Annotated in this window: 19 protein-coding genes; 15 read left to right on the top strand and 4 right to left on the bottom strand. The window is 72.7% G+C overall.

Going from position 1 to position 21,645, the window contains the following annotated elements; all coding sequences use genetic code 11:
* Window positions 1–11: 11 nt before the first annotated feature.
* Entirely contained in the window at window positions 12–548 is a 537-nt protein-coding gene (locus CHF15_RS36125; protein WP_245939225.1) for a SigE family RNA polymerase sigma factor, read from the bottom strand.
* A 272-nt stretch (window positions 549–820) separates the two neighbouring features.
* Here CHF15_RS36125 and CHF15_RS36120 point away from each other — a divergent pair, with 272 nt between their 5' ends.
* From CHF15_RS36120 to CHF15_RS36095, 6 genes are all read left to right on the top strand, one after another.
* Window positions 821–1,540 carry a sigma-70 family RNA polymerase sigma factor family protein gene (locus CHF15_RS36120; RefSeq protein ID WP_089228156.1) on the top strand — a complete coding sequence of 240 codons (720 nt, stop codon included), beginning with the start codon at window positions 821–823 and terminating at the stop codon, window positions 1,538–1,540.
* Between the two features lie 152 nt (window positions 1,541–1,692).
* Window positions 1,693–2,415, top strand: a complete 723-nt coding sequence (locus CHF15_RS36115) for a hypothetical protein (protein WP_089228155.1) — start codon at window positions 1,693–1,695, stop codon at window positions 2,413–2,415.
* Window positions 2,416–2,636: 221 nt separating this feature from the next.
* Entirely contained in the window at window positions 2,637–3,062 is a 426-nt protein-coding gene (locus CHF15_RS36110; protein WP_089228154.1) for an OsmC family peroxiredoxin, read from the top strand.
* Window positions 3,063–3,137: 75 nt separating this feature from the next.
* Window positions 3,138–3,821 carry a hemerythrin domain-containing protein gene (locus CHF15_RS36105; protein ID WP_220093370.1) on the top strand — a complete coding sequence of 228 codons (684 nt, stop codon included), beginning with the start codon at window positions 3,138–3,140 and terminating at the stop codon, window positions 3,819–3,821.
* Window positions 3,822–3,938: 117 nt separating this feature from the next.
* Window positions 3,939–6,245 (top strand): SpoIIE family protein phosphatase, encoded by a 2,307-nt coding sequence (locus CHF15_RS36100; protein ID WP_245939224.1) that lies wholly within the window; start codon window positions 3,939–3,941, stop codon window positions 6,243–6,245.
* 4 nt (window positions 6,246–6,249) lie between these two features.
* A complete protein-coding gene (locus tag CHF15_RS36095; protein ID WP_143681718.1) occupies window positions 6,250–7,932 on the top strand; it encodes a phytoene desaturase family protein in 1,683 nt (560 codons plus the stop codon).
* Here CHF15_RS36095 and CHF15_RS46495 read toward each other — a convergent pair.
* A complete protein-coding gene (locus CHF15_RS46495) occupies window positions 7,912–9,870 on the bottom strand; it encodes an FUSC family protein (protein ID WP_089228151.1) in 1,959 nt (652 codons plus the stop codon). The two genes, CHF15_RS36095 and CHF15_RS46495, sit on opposite strands and share 21 nt — an antisense overlap.
* Window positions 9,871–10,025: 155 nt before the next feature.
* On the bottom strand, window positions 10,026–11,093 hold the full coding sequence (locus CHF15_RS36085) for an alkene reductase (RefSeq protein WP_089228150.1): 1,068 nt from the start codon (window positions 11,091–11,093) through the stop codon (window positions 10,026–10,028).
* A gap of 140 nt (window positions 11,094–11,233) precedes the next feature.
* On the opposite strand from CHF15_RS36085, the gene CHF15_RS36080 reads away from it, so the two are divergent.
* Window positions 11,234–11,617 (top strand): winged helix-turn-helix transcriptional regulator, encoded by a 384-nt coding sequence (locus CHF15_RS36080; RefSeq protein ID WP_245939223.1) that lies wholly within the window; start codon window positions 11,234–11,236, stop codon window positions 11,615–11,617.
* Between the two features lie 54 nt (window positions 11,618–11,671).
* On the opposite strand, the gene CHF15_RS36075 is transcribed toward CHF15_RS36080, so the two are convergent.
* Window positions 11,672–12,178 carry a signal peptidase II gene (locus CHF15_RS36075; protein WP_179280113.1) on the bottom strand — a complete coding sequence of 169 codons (507 nt, stop codon included), beginning with the start codon at window positions 12,176–12,178 and terminating at the stop codon, window positions 11,672–11,674.
* 150 nt (window positions 12,179–12,328) lie between these two features.
* Here CHF15_RS36075 and CHF15_RS36070 point away from each other — a divergent pair, with 150 nt between their 5' ends.
* The 8 genes from CHF15_RS36070 to CHF15_RS36035 form a co-directional block, all read left to right on the top strand.
* The gene (locus tag CHF15_RS36070) at window positions 12,329–12,814 is read left to right on the top strand and encodes a MarR family winged helix-turn-helix transcriptional regulator (protein WP_089228148.1); all 486 of its coding nucleotides are present in this window, start codon (window positions 12,329–12,331) and stop codon (window positions 12,812–12,814) included.
* A gap of 418 nt (window positions 12,815–13,232) precedes the next feature.
* Window positions 13,233–14,099 carry a patatin-like phospholipase family protein gene (locus CHF15_RS36065; protein WP_089228147.1) on the top strand — a complete coding sequence of 289 codons (867 nt, stop codon included), beginning with the start codon at window positions 13,233–13,235 and terminating at the stop codon, window positions 14,097–14,099.
* On the top strand, window positions 14,096–15,322 hold the full coding sequence (locus tag CHF15_RS36060) for a macrolide family glycosyltransferase (protein WP_089228146.1): 1,227 nt from the start codon (window positions 14,096–14,098) through the stop codon (window positions 15,320–15,322). The genes CHF15_RS36065 and CHF15_RS36060 overlap by 4 nt, the downstream gene beginning before the upstream one ends.
* Before the next feature lie 3 nt (window positions 15,323–15,325).
* Window positions 15,326–15,814: a hypothetical protein gene (locus CHF15_RS36055; RefSeq protein WP_089228145.1), complete on the top strand. Its 489-nt coding sequence runs from the start codon at window positions 15,326–15,328 to the stop codon at window positions 15,812–15,814.
* Window positions 15,811–16,752, top strand: a complete 942-nt coding sequence (locus CHF15_RS36050) for a hypothetical protein (RefSeq protein ID WP_089228144.1) — start codon at window positions 15,811–15,813, stop codon at window positions 16,750–16,752. The genes CHF15_RS36055 and CHF15_RS36050 overlap by 4 nt, the downstream gene beginning before the upstream one ends.
* Window positions 16,749–17,423, top strand: coding sequence for a TetR/AcrR family transcriptional regulator (locus tag CHF15_RS36045; RefSeq protein WP_179280112.1), 675 nt, complete (start codon window positions 16,749–16,751; stop codon window positions 17,421–17,423). Before CHF15_RS36050 ends, CHF15_RS36045 begins: the two co-directional genes overlap by 4 nt.
* Before the next feature lie 233 nt (window positions 17,424–17,656).
* The gene (locus CHF15_RS36040) at window positions 17,657–20,611 is read left to right on the top strand and encodes a M14 family metallopeptidase (RefSeq protein WP_410169680.1); all 2,955 of its coding nucleotides are present in this window, start codon (window positions 17,657–17,659) and stop codon (window positions 20,609–20,611) included.
* Between the two features lie 552 nt (window positions 20,612–21,163).
* Window positions 21,164–21,645 (top strand): ABC transporter substrate-binding protein (locus CHF15_RS36035; RefSeq protein WP_245939222.1); only part of this gene is annotated, 482 nt, incomplete at its 3' end.

Raw genomic sequence — 21,645 nt, 5'->3', positions numbered from 1 at the left:
GCCGGCCCGGGTCACCCGCGCGGCAGGCCGGTACCGGGAAGGGCGCCGCTCAGGGCACGCAGTGCCTTCGCCGTACGCCTCCTGACCGTCCCCGCGGAGCAGTTGAGCAGGGACGCCGTCTCCTCGACGCCCATGCCTTCCAGATACCGCAGCGCGATCACGGCCCGCTGCCGCGGCGGCAGGCGGCGCAGGGCCCGGCGCAGCGCGTCATCCGGGTCCGCCTCCCGGTACCGGTCGCCGGGCAGGGCCGCGCGGGGCGTCCGCGCGTACGGCACCTCCCCACGCCGGCGCCTCCTCCACCGGCGGACGTGCACCCGCACCAGAACGCCCCGCACGTACGTCTCGGGCCGGTCGTCGCTGATGCGCCGCCACTTCGGCCAACTCCTGGCGAGGGCGGTCCGCAGCAGTTCCTCGGCGTGATGCCGGTCGCCGGTGAGCATCCAGGCCGTGCGCAGCAGGCGCGGACCGCAGTGGGCCGCGAACTCCTCGAAATCCGTCCAGCCGCTCTCATCGGGCGGCGGGCCCGACTCGGCGGCGCTCAGGTTCACGCCAGGAAGACGAGGCGGCCGGCGGGGGTGTGACGGCGGCGGTGCGCGACGGGCGGTGGACGTCGGGTGATGGGTGAGCGATCCGAACTGGGTTTCTGATATCCAGGTTGCCTGAGCGGGTCACATCCGCGCAGGCCGCCTCGTCTCCCTGGCGAGCCCCGGAAGGACACAGGACACCCACGGCGCGGACCACCCCCGCACGCCCTCGAACTTCGGCGAGGTTGATGCGTGCGGCCGCGTTGTGTGGTCTCGTACGAGAGGGAGGATGCCGCATGGACGTTGCCAGTGACGCGGTGCCGCTCGCGGAGCTGCTCGACGAGCGCCGGCATCTGCTCGATGTCGCCCACCGGATGTCGGGCGGCCTCCGCGACGCGGAGAGCGTGATCGACGAGACCTACCGCCGGTGGTACGCGCTGTCCGGTGCGGAGCGTGCGCGGATCGTGTCGCCCCGTGCCTGGCTGTCGGCGACCGCCGGCGATGTCTGCCGGGGCCTCCCGGCCGCCCCCGGGCCCGGCGTGCCGCAGGCGGGGTACGACCACGAGCTCACCGCCGTCGCGCGTCTCCGGCTCCTGGCGCAGCGCTCCGCTCCGTCGCCCTCGGCGGAGCACGACGCGGTCGTCCGCGCCGTCGGGGATGCCTGCGCGGCGGGCGACGCCGCGTCGCTGTCGTCCGCGCTGTCCCCCGACGCCATGGCGGTCTTCGACGGCGGCGGCAAGGTCCGTACGACGCTCCGGTCGGTCCACGGCGGCGAGCAGGTCACGCGGAGCCTGCTGACCCTGCTGGGCCCGCACCCGCGCACCACGCTGACCGCCCAGTCGGTGAACAGCCGTACCGGACTCGTGGTGCGTTGCGACCACACCGTGGCCGCGGTCATCAGCCTCGACGTCACCGACCGGCGGGTGGCACAGGTCTGGGCCGTGCTCAATCCGGAGAAGCTGCGCCGCTGGAATCAGCGCGCGCACGCGGCCGGAATTCTCACCCCCGAATCCTGAGCGGGATCCGGGACGTCTGTTCTGTCACTTCGGTGGCGGCCGCGTCGTCTCCCTGACGGGAACGTGACCGCGACCACGCGCTCTCGCCCCCGGGCGCCGATTCCCGCAGTACGGGCGCCCTTTCACAAGTGCAGACAGAATGGAATGCAAGCGTGACGACGATGCTCGACCGCTATTTCGAGATCGTGGACTCCGCCGACAGCGGCGACTCCCACCTGGAAGGCCTTCGTGACATCCTCGCCGAGGACGTGGTGCTGATGCACAGCGGCGACATGGTCCGGGGCCGGGAACTGGCCGTCGACCTCCACCGGACGCAGGCTGCCGGGTGGAAGGAGTCCAAGCACCAGTGGACGTCCTCCGCGGCGGCGGACGGCTCCCTCACGGGGACGTGGAGCCAGGCTGGACGGGACCTCCAGGGCAACGGCTGCACCGGCAGCGGCGAGGTCTCCGCCTCCCTCGGCCCGGACGGACGGATCTCCCGCCTCCACCTGACGCTGACCGGCGGGTCGGACCGGGCCCGGGTGCTCATCGCCCGGCACCTGGAGGTCTGGATGACCCCGGACCCCGTCGCGCGCGCCAAGGCGATGGAGGGCATCTACACGGAGAACATCACGTTGATGGAGCCCGACCACGTATTCGCGGGCCGGGACGCCCTCAACGACTACATCACCGTCGTGCAGCGCCAGGCACCGCCGTTGAGCGGTCTCGTCGTGAGTCACTCCCAGAACCGCGAATTCATCCACTGGGTCTGGAACTTCGGTTTCCCCGGCGGCAAGTCGGCATTGGGATCGGAAATACTCCAGTGCGAGGGCGACCTGATCGAGAAGGTCGTCATCTTCAGTGCCGACATGGACGTCGTCACCGAGGGCATGTGACGGCCGGGAACACGCGACACCTGTGAAGGGCCGGACCCGTGGGCGTGTCGTCCAGGCGCGCGCGGGTCCGGCGCCCACCGCCCCGCCTCGGTACTTCTCCCCATGCGCGGAGCCCGCGGGTCCGGGCCGAAGATGCGGAGTTCTCCCGATGGCCCGGGGGCGCCCGCTCTGGGAGCGTCGGCGACACGGAACATGATCGAGTAATCCCCGAAAGGTTCATCGTGGCAACCACGCGTAGCGCGCACACCGTCTGGGAGGGTGACCTGCTCGAGGACAAGGGCACCGTCACCTTCGACTCCTCCGGCATCGGCCGGCAGCCGGTGTCGTGGCCCTCGCGCGCCGAGGACTCCGACGGCAGGACCAGCCCCGAGGAGCTGATCGCCGCGGCCCACTCCAGCTGCTTCTCCATGGCACTCTCGCACGGCCTGACCGGTGCGGGCACGCCGCCCACGAAGCTGGTCACCTCGGCGGACGTCACCTTCGAGCCGGGCGTCGGCATCACCGGCGTCCACCTCACCGTCGAGGGCGTCGTCGCCGGCCTGGACGACGACGCGTTCGCCGCGGCGGCCGCGGACGCCAAGGAGAACTGCCCGGTCAGCCAGGCCCTCGCGGGCACGAGCATCACGCTGACGGCCAAGCTCGCCTGACCGGTCCGCATGACGACGGGTGCCGCGCCCCTGCCTCCCGGCGCGGCACCCCGGCACCGCCACCCAGAGGATTCCGTGAACCCGGCAGCCGACCGGCCGATGGCCGACGTGCGTGACGTGCCCGTGCTCCACACCGTGCTGGACCGCGAATTAGGCCTGCTCCCGCAGGCCGTACGCGGCGTGCGGCCCGGGGACGTCCGGCGCGTGGCCGTCGTCGCCGACCACGTCGCGCTGGTGTGCTCACTCCTGCAGCGGCACCACCGGGGACAGGACCTGCTGCTGTGGCCGCTGCTCACCGCACGCGCGGGTCACGCCGCCGCTGCCGTCGTCCCCGTGATGCGGGAGCAGCACCGGGCCATCGAAGGCGCGCGCTCGGAGGTCGTCAGGAACCTCGCCGACTGGCGCTCGACGGCCCGGTCCGGCGATGAACTGGCCGCCGCGATCGAACGGTTGACGCTCTGGGCGGTCCGGCATCACGCGCTGGAAGAGAAGGAGGTGCTTCCCCTCGGCGCGCGGCACGTCACCGCGGCGGAGTGGGCCGGGCTCGCCGGGTACACCTTCACCGGCCACGACACGAAGACGCTCGCGCTGCTGTCCGGCATGCTGGCGTACGAGGCGGGACCCCGCGCCGCCAGGCGCCCGCTGACCGGCGCCCCGCGCTCCGTCCGCCTCCTGATCCCCTTCATCCGCCGCGGCGCCTACGCCTCCCGCACCCGGAGCATCCACGGCACCGCGCACCCGTCTCTCCCGGGCGGCTGATCCAGGCTCTGCCGGTGGTCCACCGACCATACCCTCTGTGACCTGCGGTGATCACGTTCGGTGAGGGTCGCCCACGGTAGTCGGCGCCTGTGGATGCCGTAGTGCCCCTTGGGGCGTATGGTCCGTTTATGGGACCAGAGCGGTGTGGTGGCCGCGGGGTTCAGCGGCACCGGCGGACGGCTCGGCGCGCACGCCACCGCCGGTGTCCGGCCCACGCGTCCCGGCACCAAGGCGACGGGGGCGAACGCGGTGACCCGGCATGACGTGAGGTCGAAGACGGGCGGCATGCGGCGCCTCGCCGGCCTGTTCGAGGGTCTCGTCCGGAACACCGACACCGCGGTGGGCATGCTCTATGTGCTCGCGCCGGATGAGCGCGCGCTGGACCTGGTGGCGCTGTCCGGTACCTCCCGGCGGATCGCCGCCCCCTGGGCGCGGATCGCGCTCGACGACGCGGCGCCGGTGGCGCAGGCCATGCGGGAACGGTCGCTGGTGTGGGTGGGCAATTCCCGGGAACTGGCCGAGCGCTTCCCCCGGGTCGCGCTGGTGGCCCCCTACGAGATCATGCTGGCGGCGGCGCCGATCATGGACGGCGACGAGGCGTGGGGGGCGGTGTGCCTGCTGTGGCCCGTCTGGCACCCGCCGGTACTGAGCCCCGGCGAGCGGGACGTGATCGGCATCTTCTGCGGCAGGTCGGGGCGGCTCTTGCGGCACTACTCGGACCGGGGCCACCCCGTCGTGGCCGGCGCCGACCCCCTGATCCTGCGGGCGGTGCGCCGCCGCGAGCCGGGGCGGGCCGAGGCGCTGGCGGCGTACGACTTCGCCGAGCGGCTGCCGACCGGGTGCTGCTCGCTGGACCTGGAGGGCCGGGTCAGGTTCCTCAACGCGGCGGCGGCCGACCTGCTCGGCGCCGGTGCCGCGGACCTGATGGGCTCACTGCCCTGGGAACGGCTGCTGTGGGTCGACGGCCCGGCGTTCGAGGACGCGTACCGCGCCGCCGTCATCAGCAAGCAGACCACCTCGTTCACCGCCCTGCGCCCCCCGGACCAGTGGCTGTCCTTCCGCCTCGTCCCCGGTCCCTCCGGGGTCAGCGTCACCGTGACCCCGGTGGCGGGTGAGCCCGAGCGGGCCGCTGACGGGCCGGCGCTCCCCCCGGGCGCCCGCGGTCCGGTCGGCGCCTCGGCCATGTACCAGTTGATGTACCTGGCCGCGACGCTCACCGAGGCGGTCGGCGTGCAGGACGTGGTCGACCAGGTCGCCGACCAGCTGGTCCCGGCGTTCGAGGCCCAGGGCCTGGTCGTGCTCACCGCCGAGGGCGGCCGGCTGCGCGTCGTCGGCCACCGCGGCTACAGCGACGAGTTCATGGCCAAGGTCGACGGAACGCCCCTGACCTCCGCCATCGTGACCGCCCGGGCCCTGAGCCGGGGCACCCCGCTGTTCTTCACCAGCTTCGCCGATCTGCACCGCGCCTACCCGCAGGCCCTCCGCTTCCGGAACCGGGACGCGTGGGCCTTCCTGCCGCTGATCACCTCGGGCCGCCCCGTCGGGCTGCTGGTCCTGTCCTACGACCGGTCCCGCCCCTTCCCCCAGGCCGAGCGGAACGTCCTGATCGCCCTGGCCGGGCTCATCGCGCAGGCCCTGGACCGCGCCCACCTCTACGACACCAAGCACCAACTCGCCCGCACCCTGCAGACCGGCCTGCTGCCCAAGGAACTGCCCCGGATCCCCGGCCTCGAGGTCGCGGCCCGCTATCTTCCGGCGGGCCACGGGAGCGAGATCGGCGGCGACTTCTACGACCTCATCCACTGCGGCACCAACTGCGCGGCCGTCACCATCGGCGACGTGCAGGGCCACAATCTGCAGGCAGCCGCCCTCATGGGGCAGGTGCGCATCGCCGTCCACGCCCACGCCACCGCCCATTCCTCACCCGGCGACGTGCTGGCCCGGACCAACCGACTGCTCTCCGATCTGGACCCCGGCCTGTTCACCAGCTGCCTGTTCGCCCACATCGACCTGGAGCGGCACGCCGCCCGCCTGGCCACCGCCGGCCACCCCCCGCCCCTGATCCGCCGGCCCGACGGGAGCGCGGGGATCCTCGGCCTGACGCCGGGTCTGCTGCTGGGCATCGCACCGGACGGCGACTACCCCACCACGGAGATCCCGCTGCCCCCGGGCACGTTGCTGGCGCTGTACACCGACGGCCTCGTCGAGTCGCCCGGCGTCGACGCGGAGTCCGCCACGGGCGATCTCGTGCGGCACCTGGTGGCGACAGCCGATCTGGGTGTGGACGCCGTCGCGGACAGCCTCCTCGAACACGCCCTGCAGACCGCCCCCGGTACCGACGACACGGCCCTGCTGGTCGTCCGCCCGGGCGGGGCCGGGGTCAGCCCACCGGCGAACGAGGGACGACGAAGGACAGGACCATGACCCTTTGCGGACACGGGAGGACCCGCGGCGCGGGGAGGGCCGGGCGATGACGGCCGCGGGCACCTATGACGCGGTCGTGGTCGGCGGCGGCCACAACGGGCTGGTGGCGGCCCTGTACCTGGCGCGGGCGGGGTGGTCGGTGGCCGTGCTGGAGCGCAACGCGGCCGTGGGCGGCGCCATCGCCGGCGGCGAGGTGACCCTGCCCGGGTTCGTGCACGACCTGTACTCCACCAACCAGAACCTCTTCCTCGGCTCCCGCGCGTACGCCGACTTCGGCGCCGAACTCACGCGCCACGGGCTGCGGTTCCGCGTCACCGACCGCCCCTACGCCAATGTCTTCCCCGACGGCCGCAGCGTCCGCGTGTACGGCGACTACGCACGCACGATGGAGCAACTCGCGGCACACGACCCCGGGGACGCCGAGGGTTTCGCCGGCCTGTACCGCGAGTACCAGCGGTTCGCCCCCCACCTGTTCGCGCTCTACGGTTCCGCGCTGCCGTCCCCGTCCGCGGCGCGCGAGGTCCTGGGCCTGCTGCGCCGCCACGGCGTGCGCGGCGCGGGCGACCTCGCGCACACGCTGCTCATGAGCACCCGTGAACTGGGCGAGGTCTGGTTCGCCACGCGCGAGGCACAGGCGATGGCCGCCTGCTGGGGCATGCACCTGGACTTCGCGCCGGACGTGTCCGGCGGGGCGATGTTCCCCTTCCTGGAACTGTTCGCGGACATGGAGAACGGCATGGCCGTCGTCGAGGGCGGCGCGCAGCGGCTGCCGCAGGCGCTCGCGGCCGTGCTCGCCGACCACGGTGGCGAGGTCCGCACCGGTGCCGGGGTCGACCGTGTGCTGTGCCGTGACGGGCGGGCCGTCGGCGTACGGACCCTGGACGGCGGCACGCTGACGGCGCGGCGCGCGGTGATCGCGAACACCGCTCCGGGCGTGCTGTACCGGCACCTGCTGGAGCCCGGGCAGGTTCCCGCGCGGGTGCGCCGCAAGGCCGACCGCTTCCTGTACGGCCCGGGCACGCTGATGCTGCACCTCGCTCTCGACGGCCCCCTGCCCTGGGCGGCGGGAGAGGAGTTGTCCGGCTTCGGTTACGTCCATGTGGCCCCGTACGTCGACGACCTGGCGCGTACCTACACCGAATCGCAGGCGGGACTGCTGCCCGCCGACCCGCTGCTGATCGTCGGGCAGACCTCCGCGGTCGACCCGACCCGCGCCCCCGCGGGCCGCCACGTCGTGTGGATCCAGGTCCGTACGATGCCCACCCGCATCCGCGGTGACGCGGCAGGCGCGATCCGGCAGACCCGATGGGCGGACGTCGCCGACGCGATGACCGACCGGGTGCTGGCCAAACTGGAGCGGTACGCACCCGGCAGCCGGGAACGGATCGCCCGCGTCACCACGTACACCCCGCAGGACCTGGAGGCCGCCGATCCCAACCTGGTGGGCGGCGACAGCACCGGCGGCAGCCACCACCTGGCACAGAACTTCCTGTTCCGGCCCATGCCCGGCCACGGCGGCTACCGCACGGCGGTCCCCGGCCTGTACCTGACCGGTGCCGCGACCTGGCCGGGCGCCGGCAACAACGCCACATCGGGCATGCTCACGGCGCTCCGGGTGCTGCGGGACGCCCGCTTCCGGCGGTGGGACCGACGGGCCCGGGCGGGCTCAGCGCCGGCCGCGCCGTAGCGACCGGCGGCCGCACTCCCCGGTGTGAGGGGCGCTCAGGGCGCTGTGCAGGGCGTGCAGTGCGGCGTCCAGGCGCGCCGGCAGCACGAGCGGGGGAAGGCCGAGGGGCGGGGGAGGGGCGCCGGTCGCGGCGGAGGCGGCGAGGGTGTCGAAGGCACGCCGGACACGGGCGGCGTCGCCGGGGTCGGGCCGCGGTCGCGGGGACGGCGGGCGGGTGGTGGAGACGGCCAGGTAGCCGAGTTGCTGGGTGGCGGCGATGGCCGGCCAGAGCCGGGCGAGTTCGCAGGGGGCCGGGCGGTCTCCGGCGGCGCTCTCGGCGACCGTGCGGAGGTTGATCAGCTCGGTGCGCAGGCGGTGCCGGGCCGTGGCGGCGGCGCCGTTCCCGGAGTCGTCGGCGGTGAGGATCAGGTGCCAGGCCGTGCCTTCCGCGCGGATGACGTGGGCGAGGGTGCTGGGGAGCCGGACGGTCGAGGTGCGCCGCCACAGGGTCAGACCCGCCGCCACTCCGACGGCGCAGCCGCAGACGGTGTCCAGGAGGCGGGCCGCGACAAGGTGCCCCACGGGCAGGGCCGGTTGCGCGGCCTCGGTCAGGAACAGCGACAGGGGGGTGATGAAGGCGACGCCGAGCGCGTAGTTGTGGGCCAGGACCGCTTCCGCGGCGAACTGGGCGAGCATCACGGCCGCCACCAGAGCGGCCGGACCGGGGTGGAGGGCCAGGACGGTGCCCCCGAGGAGGACGCCGGCCGCGGTGCCGGCGCCGCGCTGCAGACCGCGCCGGATCACGGTGGTGACGTTGGCGCCCTGCAGGACGACGATGGCGGCGCCCGAGGCCCAGTAGGGCTGCGCGAATCCGCTCACGTGGGCGAGCCAGCCGGCGATGACGGCGCCCGATCCGACGCGCAGCGCGGCGGGCAGGACCAGAGAGTGCCGCTTTCTGGCCGAGGCCAGCAGCCGTGTGGCGCTGGACGGTTCGAGGAGTTCCCCGGCGTCGTCCGGCGGTGCCCCCGACACGGCGTCGCGGACGGCCTGCCCGACCTCGCCGCGCACCGCGCGCCGCTCGGCGGGTTCCCCGCCGGGCCCGGGGGCCGGGAGCGGGGGAGAGGCACGCCGCTCGCGAAGGCAGTCTGCGGTGCTGCGCAGCGCTCCGGCCAGGTCGTCCGGGAGCGGCTCACGTGATGCGGCCGCGGCGCGGACGGCTGCGGCGAACACGTGGTGGGCCTGCCGCACCGCGGGTCGCAGCCGTGCCCGGCCGCCCGCCCGGCCCCGGGGCTGGGGCGGGGCCGCGACGGCGTACCAGGCGGTGCGCAGCGCGATGGCCGCCTGGTGCTGGGCGGCATCCTGGCGGGGGCCGCCGATCGCGTCGAGGTAGGCGGCGAGCTGCTCGTAGGCGTCGGCGACGGCCGTCGTCTCCGGCCCGCCGCGGTCGACCAGGAACCCGGACATCGAGACCAGCCAGGCGCAGGCGGCACCGGCCGCGGCGAGCGCGACCCGCTGCCCGGTGGCCGCCCCGTCGAAGGGCAGCGGAGTGGACATGGCGCAGGCGAGGGCGAACAGGTAGCCGCCCGGCGGCCCGATCCGCAGCGCGTCGCAGACGTACGTGGCGACCGCGCCGACGAGGCCGATCACGACGGGCGCGAGCCAGATCCTGCCCCCGGCCAGCGACCCGGCGGCGACGGAGAGCACGAAGCCCGCCCCCACCCCGGCCAGGAGCACCGCGCGCCTGGCGTAGGGCTCCTTCGCGCCGTAGACGGCGGTGAAGGCACCCATGGTGGCCGTGAGTCCCCACGGCAGGTGGCCCGTGGCGGCGCCGGCGGTCAGGGGGATGCCCATGCTCACCGCCGCGCGCAGACCGGGGGCGTACCGGTACCCGGGGCCGCCGCCGGGGCGGAGGACGTCACGCAGGAAGCCGCCGGCACGGGTGGCTGGGGAGTGGGGCAACCTCGTGGCCTCCGAACGTCGGAACGGCGATGGAACCCGTGCCCCGCCCGCGCCGTGTGACGAGTCCTACCAGAGCGCCGGGCGCATCCCGGGGAGGGAGGCGCCCGGCGCGTCCGCCGGTGCGCACCGCCGGGGGAGGCGGCACGCGGGCGTGGTCAGGCGAGGACCGGGTAGTCGGTGTAGCCCCGCTCGTCCCCGCCGTAGTAGCTCGCCGGGTCCGGGGTGTTGTAGGGCCCCTGGGCCTTGATGCGGGTGACGAGGTCGGGGTTGGCGAGGAAGGCCCGGCCGAGGGTGACGGCGTCGGCGATGCCCTCGGTGAAGACGTCGTCGACGGCCTCGTGGGGCGGGCGCTCGTCGTCGTACTGGGGGTTGAGGACGAGCGTGCCGGGCCAGGTGGCGCGGAGCTTGCGCGTCAGGTCGCGTCCGGCCTGCTCACGGGTGTGGACGTAGGCGAGCGGCAGGTCGGACAGGGCGGTCAGCAGGGCGGTGTACAGCTCGACGGGATCGTTCTCGACGATGCCCTGGTCCGTGATGCCGGGGGAGATGCGCAGTCCGACGCGCCGCGCGCCGATGGCCTCGGCCACGGCCCTGACGGTCTCCACGACGAAGCGGATGCGGTTCTCGGTGCTGCCGCCCCAGCGGTCGGTACGCAGGTTGACGCTGTCGGAGAGGAACTGGTGGAGCAGGTAGCCGGAGGCGGAGTGGAGCTCCACGCCGTCGAAGCCGGCGGCGATGGCGTTGCGCGCCGCCGCCACGTGGTCGGCGATCGTCTCGAGGATCTCCTCCTCGGTCAGTTCGCGCGGGACGTCGTGCTCCTTGGGCCCCTCGGCGGTGTACGTGACACCGGGCGCGCGCACGGCGGACGGCGCGACCGGGACCAGGCCCGTGAGGTCCCGGTGGCCGATCCGCCCGGAGTGCATGATCTGGGCGAAGATCGTGCCGCCCGCCGCGTGGACGGCGTCGGTCACGGTGCGCCAGGCGTCCACCTGCTCGTCGCTGTGCAGGCCCGGGGTCGCGTTGTAGCCCTGGCCGACCCGGCTGGGCTGGGTGCCCTCGGTGATGATCAGCGCGGCCGCCCCGGCGCGCTGCACGTAGTAGTCGACCATGGCCTCGGTGGCCAGTCCGTCCTCGGCGGTCGCGCGGTTGCGCGTCATGGGCGACATGAAGATCCGGTGGGGGACCTGGGTCTCCCCGATGGTGAGGGGCTCGAACGGTGCGGTCATCTCAGGTCAGTCCTTGTCCGGTGGGAGGGTGCGCCAGCCCTGAAGGATAGGGGCTATCCATTGGAAAGTGGCTGGCCCTGGGAAAGCTAACAGAGTCGACCCCTGTCGGCAAGTCGCTATCCTTTGGTAAGCTGGGTGGTATGAGCAGCTACGAGCCCGACTTCTGCCCTCGGTACCACCTGGCCGTCGAGATGATCGGCCGCCGGTGGGCAGGGGTGATCCTGCGTGAGCTGCTCCGGGGCGCGACGCACTTTCGGCAGATCAGCGACGCGATCCCCGACATCACCGACAAGCTGCTGTCGGACCGCCTCAAGCGCTTCGAGCAGGAAGGCGTCGTCGAACGCCATGTGCTCCCGACCACGCCGGTGACCATCGAGTACCGCCTCACCGCCAAGGGTCGAGCCCTGGAGGAGGTCGTCCGGGAGATCTCGACGTGGGCCGAGTCGTGGCTGCCGGCGGAGGACGAGATGGACGAGATGGACGAGGCGGTCCCGTCCGGCGAGGAGATCGAGCCCGCGGCCTGACGCCCGGCGGCCCGCGGCGCACGCGCACCGTGGGCCGCGGCGTGAGCGCCGTCCCTACCGCTCCAGCGCCTGCTTCCCGACACCGCTCGTGACGGCGGCCCGCAGCGGGACTCCGCGGAAGCTCTGGATGAGGACGATCGCGGCACCGGCCGTGATGCACTGATCGGCGAGGTTGAAGATCCCGGAATCGCCGATCTGGATGAAGTCCAGCACGGCCCCCCTGCCGAAGCCGGGGGTGCGGAAGAGGCGGTCGGCGAGGTTTCCGCCGGCGCCCGCGAAGATCAGTCCGAGGCCGACCGCCCAGCCCGTGGAGCGTATGGAGCCGGCGACCCGCGCGATGGCCACGAGCGCGACGATCGCCACCAGTGTGAAGAGCAGGGTCGCGCGGGGGGCGAAGGATCCGGCCGCCCCGGAGTTCCGGAAGGCGGTGAAGGTCACCGCGCCGCCCAGGGCGTCCCTGGGTTCGTGGCCCTCGACGACCACCGCGGCGATCGCCTTCGTGATCTGGTCCACGGCGAATCCGGCCGCCGCAACCGTCCACAGCAGATACGCCCGCCGCACCGCCCACCTCCTGATCGCTGGTGACCGCACCGAGCGTACGCGCAGCTCCCGGCGGGTGAGCGGGCGCCCGAAGCGAGGCGGCGGCACGCAGCCAGAATTAGTTTCACTTGATACGGTCTCGAATGGTCGGATGGCTGGTAATGTACGTCCATGACTGCCGACACCCCCCGTGGAACCAGCGCCTCGCGTGCGACCGACCGCCCCGGGGACACCTCGCCGTTCGCCCTGGGCCTGCTGCTGCGCCGGGCGCACTGGCGCGCGGGCGCGGTGATGGTGGAGGCGCTCCGGCCGCTCGGCATCGAGATACGGCACTTCGCCGTGCTGATGGTGCTGGTCGACCGCGGGCCCACGGTGCAGCGGGACCTGGCTGCGGCGACGGGGTCGGACAAGGCGGGGATCATGCGCGTCGTGGACGACCTGGAGCGCAAGGGGCTCGCCGTCCGCAGGGCCGTGCCGGGGGACCGGCGGGTGCGGGCGGTGGAGATCACGCCCGCGGGCCTCGAGGTGTTCGACGCGGCCCATGTGGCGGCGGAGCCCCTGGCCGAGCGGCTCGTCGCCGATCTGGGCCCCGGTGAGCCCGAGCTGCTGACCAAGCTGCTGACCCGATTCGCCCATGCCTCTGACGGCGAGGCGTAGGCACGCCGAAAGGGCAGGCCTTCCAGCCGCGTGGCGCTTGCGCCGCGCGGCTTTTTCTTTGCGTTCCGCGCCGGAGGGCGGGTCGTACGCCCCGCTCTTCGTTCAGAGAAAGTCGCACGCGAGACGGTATTAAATGATACCGTCGTAGGTGTAACGAAGATGAACGGGGTGGGAGGTCGTCGGGCCGCGACACCGATCCGAAGCGGTGCCGCGGTGAAGGAGGTGGATCATGAGGATTGCTTGTGGCCGGATACCGGTGCCATTGCCACGTTTGGAATTCCGCGGGGGCGACCCGGCGGGCGGGCGCGGCCGTGGTCGGCCGCTGACCGCCGCGGCCGGCGACCCGGCACTTCCCTGGCCCTGCGATCGCACGCCGGGGCAGCCCGTATCGGCTTCCCTGAACTCCCTTCCCCGTCCCGTGGCCGCGGTGGTGGGTGCCGGTGGCGTGCTCGGTGCGGCGCACGTCGGTGCGGGGTACGCGCTGGAGGAGCGAGGGTTCGTCCCCGACATGATCATCGGCACCTCGGTGGGCGCCCTTCTGGGGGCGATCGCGGCCGCCCATCCCGACGGCTCGGCCGCCTGGCTGGACCGCGTGTGGAGCGGCCTGCGCCGCCGTGAGGTGTACCCGCTCGGCTATCCGGCCTCGCGGGCCAGCGTCTTCGCCGACCGCGGCCTGCGCCGGCTGATCGAGCGGTCCGGGCTGCCGTCCCGGATCGAGGAACTGCCCATCCCGTTCACGGCGGTCGCCATGGACCTCGACACCGGCGCGCCGGCGCTGCTCGACCGCGGCGACCTGGAGTCCGCCCTGCTGGCCAGCGCGGCGGTCCCCGGAATCCTGCCCCCGGTCGACCGCGAGGACCGGACGCTCGTGGACGGCGGCGTGATCGCCTACCTCCCGGTGCTGGCGGCCCTTCAGGCCGGCGCGGCCAGCGTCGTGGCGCTGTCGACCGGCCCCGAGGGCGCACCGCCCGGCCGGACCGAGCGGCGCCGCGGGGCCGGGGCGGTCGCCGCCAGGGCCGGGGTCCTCCTGATGCGCCACCAGATCGAGCGTGATCTGGACGAGGTGTCCCGGCACGTCCCGACCGTCGTACTGCCGACCGGCATCGACGCCTGGCCCGCGCCCTGGGACTTCGGCCATTCCCAGCGGCTGATCAGCACCGCGCACCGCACGGCGGGGGACTTCCTCGACGCGCTGCGCGTCGGCGGGCCGGGCCTGTACCGAACCGACGCCCCTTCACCGGTCCCGGCCGGGGCGGCATCCTCTGTGTCAGGGGGCCTCCTGTGAGCACCATCGCCTTCCTCAACATCGCCATGCACGGCCGGGTCAACCCGACTCTGCCGGTGGTCGCGGAACTCGTCCGGCGCGGCCACCGCGTCACCTACCACACCTCGGCCGCCTTCCGTGCGGAGATCGAGGCCGCGGGCGGCGAGGTCTACCTCTACCCCGGCGGCGAGCAGCCGCTGCCCGATCCGCCGACACCGGTCACCCTGCTGAAGGGGCTGGCCGACAGCGCCGTCGGCCTGCTGCCCGCCGTCCTCACCGACCTGCGGCGCATCCGGCCGGACCTCATCGTCCACGACAACGCCTGCCTGTGGGGCGCGGTCGCGGCCCATGAACTCGACGTGCCCGCCGCCTCGTCGTTCACCACGTTCGCGTTCAACCGGCTCGTGCCGAGCCCGACCCGCGGCTCCTGGGACCTGCTGAGCGCCGCGGCGTCCCGGCCCGACAGCGTCCGGGGCTACCTGCGGTCGCGCTGGGACCTGCGCCGCCGCTACGACACCCACGGACTGCCCCTGGCCGACCTGGGCAACATCCGCCAGCCGCTCAACCTCGTCTTCACCTCGCGGGCCTTCCAGCCCAAGGCCGCTGGGTTCGACGCCTCCTACCGGTTCGTCGGCCCCAGCATCGGCGCCCGCCCGGCCGACCCCTCCTTCCCCGTCGACCGGCTGCGGGACCCCGTGGTGTACGCCTCGCTGGGCACGGTGTTCAACGCCGACGCGCGACTGCTGCGCACCCTCGCCACCGCCCTGGCAGGGCTGGCCGGCACCGCCGTCGTGTCCACCGGACGCACCGACCCCGCCGCGCTGGGGCCGCTGCCGTCCAACGTGCTCGTCCGCCGGTTCGTCCCGCAGCCCGAAGTCCTCGCCCGCGCCTCGCTGTTCATCACCCACGGGGGCATGAACAGCGTCAACGAAGCCCTGTTCGCGGGGGTCCCGATGCTCGTCGTCCCCCAGGGCGCCGACCAGCCGATGGTGGCCCGTCGCGTCGAGGAACTCGGCGCCGGACTCGCGATCCCCACCCGGGACATCACCGAGGAAGCGGTGCGCGGCCTCGCCGGACGCCTGCTCAGGGGCCCCGGGTTCCGGGCGGCCGCGGCCGGCCTGCGGACCGCCCAGCGCGAAGCCGGCGGATTTCGGCGCGCGGCGGACGAACTCGAAACGTACCTGGGCGCGGCCGGCCCCGCCGACCGGACCCGGGTCCGCGCCCACGCTCTGAGGCGAGGCTGAGCCATGTCCATCGCCGTCATGATCCTGCTCGGGCTCGCCGGGGTGTCCGAGGCCGCCGGGCGCATCGTGCCCCTGGCCGTGCGCCGACCCGGCATGCCGCGCAGCCTCGTGGCGGGATCGCTGCTGGGCGGCGGCCTCGTCGAGAGCGCTGTCTTCGCGCTGTGGCCGCTCACCGCGGCGACCCTGGCCGAACTGGCGCTGTCCGCTCCACCGCAGGGCGCCGGACCGGTGTGGACGGCGGATCTGGCGGCCCCGCTGATGCTCGCCGGCATCCTCGCCTTCCCCTGGCTCGGACCCTTCCTCCACCTCGTGCTTTTCGTCGGGGTCGGGGCCGGCCTGGCCGGCCCGCTCGCCACGGCCACCGGCATCGGCTGGTGGGACGCGGCCGGCTGCGTGGCCGTCGCAGGGGTCGGACTCGGCCTCGCGGTCGAGGCCGTACGGCGTCTGGTCATCAGGATCAGCGCGACAGAACCACGGGAGGCGATCGCATGAACGGGTACCTGCTCTGGGCGTTCGCCGTCGGACCGGCCCTGATCGCCGAAGCGCTGCTGGCCCGCTACGAGGTGCTCGCCTACGGTGCGCGCTGGCGCGCCCCCGTCACCGAACTCCCGGCGGGCATGCCCTACGCCCGCGGCGCGGCGCCCGACAACCCGCCCGACGCCTACCTCGTCTACCTGGACGGCATCGGCAAACGCCGTGTCCGCGACACCCGCGACGGCGGCCAACTGGTCACGGCCCTCCTCGCCAGGGCCCCCGAACTGCGGGTGCTCAGCCAGGTCCAGCCCTACTCGCCCCTCGCGGACCCCCTCGCCGAACGGCCGGTCTGGGCATGGCTGCGCCGCCGCATCGGCCTGCTGCTGTTCCTGCACAACGTCATGCAGATCTTCGTCGCCGCCGACCGCCGCTACCGCCCCCTGTACAACCGGGCCGTCGGCCGCCAGATCGCCACCCAGCTCCGGCTGGCCGGCTACCACCCCGACAGCGGCACACCCGTGGTGCTGCTGAGCTACAGCGGCGGCGCCCAGGTCGCCACCGGCGCGGTCGACGAACTGCACGCCCGGCTGCACGCGCCCCTCCTGCTGATCACGCTGGGCGGATTCCACAACGGCGCCAACGACCTCACCCACGCCGAGCACCTGCACCGGCTGACCAGTGCCAGTGACCACATCGAACGGCTCGGCACCTGGATCTTCCCGCAGCGCTGGCCGCTGGTCGGCCGCAGCAGCTGGAACCGCGCCCGCCGCTCCGGCAAGATCACCGTGCACCCGCTCGATCCGGCCACCCACGTCGGCCCGGCCAGCTACATCAGCCGCACCGCCCACGCCCCCGACGGCCGCAGGTACGTCGACCGCACCGCGGACACCGTGATCGCACTCATCCGCGCCCACCACCGCAGCCCGGACACGCCGGCGCCATGCCGCCTGACATGAGGCCGTACACACGGCGGACCCCGGGCGACGGCGCCGGCGACCCGCCCGGGAAGGGCGACAGGAAGGAGCGGATCCTCACAGCCGCGCTCGAACTCTTCGCCGCCAAGGGCCACTCGCGCACCACACTGCGAGAGATCGCCCGGCAGGCCGACGTGGACCCAGCGTTGATCCACTACTTCTACGGCGACAAGGACACCCTCTTCCGGGAGGCGGTGGCCTCCCGCGTCGACCTGTCCACCCTCTTCGACGGCCCCCCGGCCGACGAGGCGGAATCCGGGCCGACGAGCCGGGGACGGCGGCTGGCCCGGACACTGCTCACCGTCTGGGAGGACGAGTCGACCCGTCTTGCGCTGGTCGCCGTCTACCGGACCGGCACGTCGGACGGGCCGATCGCCACGGCGCTCCGCGAGCGCGTCGACGCGGCCCTCGCCTCGTGCCTGGACCGGCTCGCCCCGGACGAGGGCCCGCCGTCGCCGATGACCGCATCCCTGGTCCGCGCGCACCTGAACGGGCTCGTCATGCTGCGCTACGTCTTCCCGGTCGAGCCCCTGGCCTCAGTGGACTTCGAGAAACTGACGGAACTGCTCGCCCTTGCCGTAGAGGCCCCCGGGTCCCGGAACGAGGGGATACCGGGGCACCGCGAACGCGGAACGGCGCATTCCTGTCATTAGCAGGCTACCGATACGTAGACCCGGCCTATCACAAGGCGCGTTCACCGTGATCCCGGAATTCTCCCGACGCCACGCCCCGGCTTTCGGGCAATGGCGGCCGAATTCCCCTTGGCCGAACGGGGAATGACCATCCGATGACGCACCGGCCCCCCGAGGCGTCTTTTTCCCCGGACCTTGACTGGCGACCCGACTTCTTATGGGATGGCGCCTCTGTCCTGGAACGACGTGAAGGGATGCTCGTGAGAACCAGATCCTTAACGATCGCTGCGGTCGGCGCCCTCATCCTGTGCGGTGCGACGGTGGCACCCATGGCCCAGGCCCGCGACGCGGGCACGGCCGCCACCGAGGCGGACACCGTCAAGGTGTACCGCGCAGAAGTGACCCGAAGTCAGATCCCGTTGCTGCTCCAGGCCGGTCAGGACGCGCACGAGCTGAGCGAGCGGCCCCCGGCGCAGGGCACGGCCACGGTCGAGGTCTACCTCACCGGCAGGCAGGCGAAGGACCTGGAGAAGAAGGGCGTACAGCTCACGGAGCGGACGCTCGGAGCCAAGGCCGAGGCACGGGTGCAGAACGCGGCCGACAAGGTGTTCCGCCCGTACAGCGGCAAGGGCGGTATCAAGGACGAGATCCTCGCCACCCACCGCGCCAACCCCGGGCTGACGAAGGTCGTCTCGATCGGCAGGACGACCCAGGGGCAGGACATCCTCGCCCTCAAGCTCACCAAGGACGCGGCGAAGTCCAAGGACGGCTCGAAACCCTCCGTGCTGTACATGTCCAACCAGCACGCACGTGAGTGGATCACGCCGGAGATGACCCGCCGGCTCATGCACCACTACCTGGACAACTACCGCACCGACAAGCGGATCAAGCAGCTCGTCGACTCCACCGAACTGTGGTTCCTGATATCGGCGAACCCGGACGGCTACGACTTCACCTTCCAGAGCGACGACACCCGCCTGTGGCGCAAGAACCTGCGCGACAACAACGGCGACGGCGTCATCACCGCGGGCGACGGCGTCGACCTCAACCGCAACTTCGCCTACAAGTGGGGCTACGACAACGAGGGCTCCTCGCCCAACCCCGCCAGCGAGACGTACCGTGGAACGGGCCCGAACTCCGAGCCGGAGACCCGGGCGCTGGACGCCTTCCAGAAGCGCATCGACTTCACCTACGGCATCAACTACCACTCCGCCGCCCAGCTGCTGCTCTACGGAGTCGGCTGGCAGGTGGCCACGGACACCCCCGACGACGTCCTGTACAAGGCACTGGCCGGCACGCCGGACAACTCCGCGATCCCCGGCTACCACCCGCAGGTCTCGTCGGAGCTGTACACCACCAACGGCGAGGCGGACGGTCACGCGTCCAACGTCAACGGCCTGGCGATGTTCACACCCGAGATGTCGACGTGCCAGACGGCGTCGGACATCGACCCGGACGACCAGTGGGTGGCCTCCGACTGCCAGTCGGGGTTCAACTTCCCCGACGACGAGAAGCTGATCCAGCAGGAGTTCGAGAAGAACATCCCCTTCGCGCTCTCCGTGGCGGAGTCGGCCGCCCACCCCGACGTCCCCGCATCCTCCCTGGGACTGAACGCCGCCGACTTCACCCTGGCGCCCTTCACCACCTCCTATGCGCGCGGCCATGACCAGGAGGTCTCGGTGGTCGCCCGCAAGTCGCTGCGCGACAAGGAGCTCAACTACCGCGTCAACGGCGGCCGCACCAAGGACGAGTCGCTGCGCTCCTGGCGGGGCGGCGAGACCTTCGGCGGCGAGGACAACCTCTACTTCGACGAGTACCGCGCGAAGGTCGGCGACGGCGACGTCGGCGACAAGGTCGAGGTGTGGTTCACCGGCCGGACCAAGAGCGGCAAGAAGGTCTCCAGCGACCACTTCACCTACACCGTGGCCGACCGTCCCTCGGCGGACACCCTCGTCGTCGCCGAGGAAGGAGCAGCCGCCACCCAGACCAAGGCGTACGTCGACGCCCTGAAGGCCAACGGCCACCGCGCGGCCGTCTGGGACGTCGCGACGCAGGGCGCACCCGACGCGCTCGCGGTCCTCGGGCACTTCCGCACCGTCGTGCACTACACGGGCGCGGCCCTGCCGGGCAACCCCACCCAGCTCGAACTGCGCGCCTACCTCAACGAGGGCGGCAAGCTGATCGAGGCGGGCGAACGGGCGGGCGGCAACGTGGCCCTCGCCGACGGCACTCCGTCGAACGACTTCAGCCAGTACTACCTGGGCGCGTACTCGCGCGCGTCGACCAGCGGGGCCACCGGCTTCGCCGGCACGGGCGCGCTGGCCGGCTTCAACGGTCCGCTCGCCGGCGCCACCGGCAACCCGCTGGACGCGGCGGGCACCTACCGGGTGACCTCCGACTGGCTCGACCCCGCCACGTATCCGCAGTTCGCGAGCAAGGGCGCCGGCCGGTACTCCGGTTCCGTCGCCTCGGACGCGCCCTACGCGGGTTCCTTCATGGCGGCCGCGGTCCACACCGACGACGCCTACAACCGGCTCACCCGGACGATCGACCTGAGCGGGGTCACCGTGGCCGACGCGCCCACGCTCCGCTCGCAGTTTCTGTGGGACACCGAGCCCGGCTACGACAACGCGATCCTGGAGATCCACACCGTCGGCGCCGAAGACTGGACCACCCTGCCCGACAAGGGCGGTGCCACCAGCACCACGGTGCCCGCCGAGTGCGAGGCCGGGTTCTACGTCGCCGAGCACCCGTGGCTCACGCACTACCTGACCCCGGGTGGGGCGGGCTGCCAGGCCACCGGCACCTCGGGCGCCTGGAACAGCTTCACGGGATCCTCCGGGGGCTGGCGGCAGGTGAACTTCGACCTGAGCGCCTACGCGGGCAAGAAGGTCGAGGTCTCGCTCAGCTACATCACCGACCCGAGCTCCGGCGGCCAGGGCCTCCAGGCCGACGACACCTCCCTGGTCATCCGCGGCGCGGTCACCGAGACCGAGGGCTTCGAAACCTCCCTCGGCCCCTGGGCCGTCGCCGGTCCGCCCGCGGGCAGTCCTCCCGTCCAGCGGGACTGGGCGCGTACCGGCCCGCTGACGCAGGGGGCGGTCGTCACGCACGACACGGTGCTGCTGGGCTTCGGCCTCGAGCACGTCCCTTCGGCGGCCGACCGCGTGAGCCTGGTCCGCCAGGCACTGAAGGCACTGCGCCGCTGACATCTGGGCGTGCCGTCCGCCTCTGAGCGGGCGGCACGCACACGCCACGCCGATCGACGGGCCGGGCGGCCCGTACCCTCCGCGGGTACGGGCCGCCTCTCGCGTTCCGCGGCCCCGCTGCCGGGCGCGGGCTCACGCTGCGTTCACACCGTATGCGCTCTGATGGGCCGCATCGCGCGCCGGATGGAGCAGCGGCCGCGTGTCCGGCTACCGGCCGGGACGCCGGCCGAGCGCTGAAGGGGGCGGGAGTTCGGCGCACGCCTCGATGCCGGGTGCCTCGATTTCCGATTCATTCACAGTGAATCCACCATGTGGCAATGCGGCCTTCACGCAAGGACGGCTAGGTTCATGGCTTTGGGCGTCAGGGCCGCCGCGATGCGGCGCTGTGTGATCTGAACACGCCGACACAAGCTGCCGTTCAGGCAGGTCACCCCGGTTCCGGGCGGCAGGGTGACGCCTGGCAGGATAAGGGACCGTCTGACGTGAATCGGAAAATAGCAACTGTATACGCGTGAGCCTGTATAGGTTACCGCAAAGTAGTGAGGAAGTCTTGTGAGGAATCGAGTCCAACGACTGGCGCTCCCGCTCTCCGCGACGGTGACTGCGGTCGTGGTCGCCGGCTGCGGTACGGGAGGGTCGGCCGGAGGGGCCGGGGGGAAGTCCGTCACGATGGGCATCACGGACAAGGTGACCGCGGTCGATCCGGCCGCCGGTTACGACGTCGGTTCCTGGATCGTGTTCAACAACGTCTTCCAGTCGCTGCTGAGCTTCCCCAAGGGCGCCACCAAGCCCGAGCCCGAGGCCGCGGAGAGCTGCAAGTTCACCGACGAGGCCAGCAAGACCTTCGACTGCACGCTGCGCGGGGGCCTGAAGTTCAGCAACGGTGAGGCGCTGACCTCGGAGGACGTGAAGTTCTCCTTCGAGCGCACCATCAAGATCAATGACGAGAACGGTCCGGCGGTCCTGCTGGACTCGATCAAGACGATCGACACGCCCTCGCCGGAGCGGGTGGTGTTCCATCTGAAGTACTCCGA

It is taken from the genome of Actinacidiphila glaucinigra, assembly GCF_900188405.1.
Taxonomy (GTDB): Bacteria; Actinomycetota; Actinomycetes; order Streptomycetales; family Streptomycetaceae; genus Actinacidiphila; species Actinacidiphila glaucinigra.
This window is presented reverse-complemented; position numbering and strand designations above follow the sequence as displayed.

Bases quoted from the DNA above. Each gene is read 5' to 3' on its own strand.
- CHF15_RS36040 (WP_410169680.1), top strand. From the start codon at position 17,657: ATGCTCGTGAGAACCAGATCCTTAACGATCGCTGCGGTCGGCGCCCTC.
- CHF15_RS36100 (WP_245939224.1), top strand. From the start codon at position 3,939: ATGGTCCGTTTATGGGACCAGAGCGGTGTGGTGGCCGCGGGGTTCAGC.
- CHF15_RS36045 (WP_179280112.1), top strand. From the start codon at position 16,749: ATGAGGCCGTACACACGGCGGACCCCGGGCGACGGCGCCGGCGACCCG.
- CHF15_RS36080 (WP_245939223.1), top strand. From the start codon at position 11,234: ATGAGCAGCTACGAGCCCGACTTCTGCCCTCGGTACCACCTGGCCGTC.
- CHF15_RS36050 (WP_089228144.1), top strand. From the start codon at position 15,811: ATGAACGGGTACCTGCTCTGGGCGTTCGCCGTCGGACCGGCCCTGATC.
- CHF15_RS36070 (WP_089228148.1), top strand. From the start codon at position 12,329: ATGACTGCCGACACCCCCCGTGGAACCAGCGCCTCGCGTGCGACCGAC.
- CHF15_RS36055 (WP_089228145.1), top strand. From the start codon at position 15,326: ATGTCCATCGCCGTCATGATCCTGCTCGGGCTCGCCGGGGTGTCCGAG.
- CHF15_RS36085 (WP_089228150.1), bottom strand. From the start codon at position 11,093: ATGACCGCACCGTTCGAGCCCCTCACCATCGGGGAGACCCAGGTCCCC.
- CHF15_RS36120 (WP_089228156.1), top strand. From the start codon at position 821: ATGGACGTTGCCAGTGACGCGGTGCCGCTCGCGGAGCTGCTCGACGAG.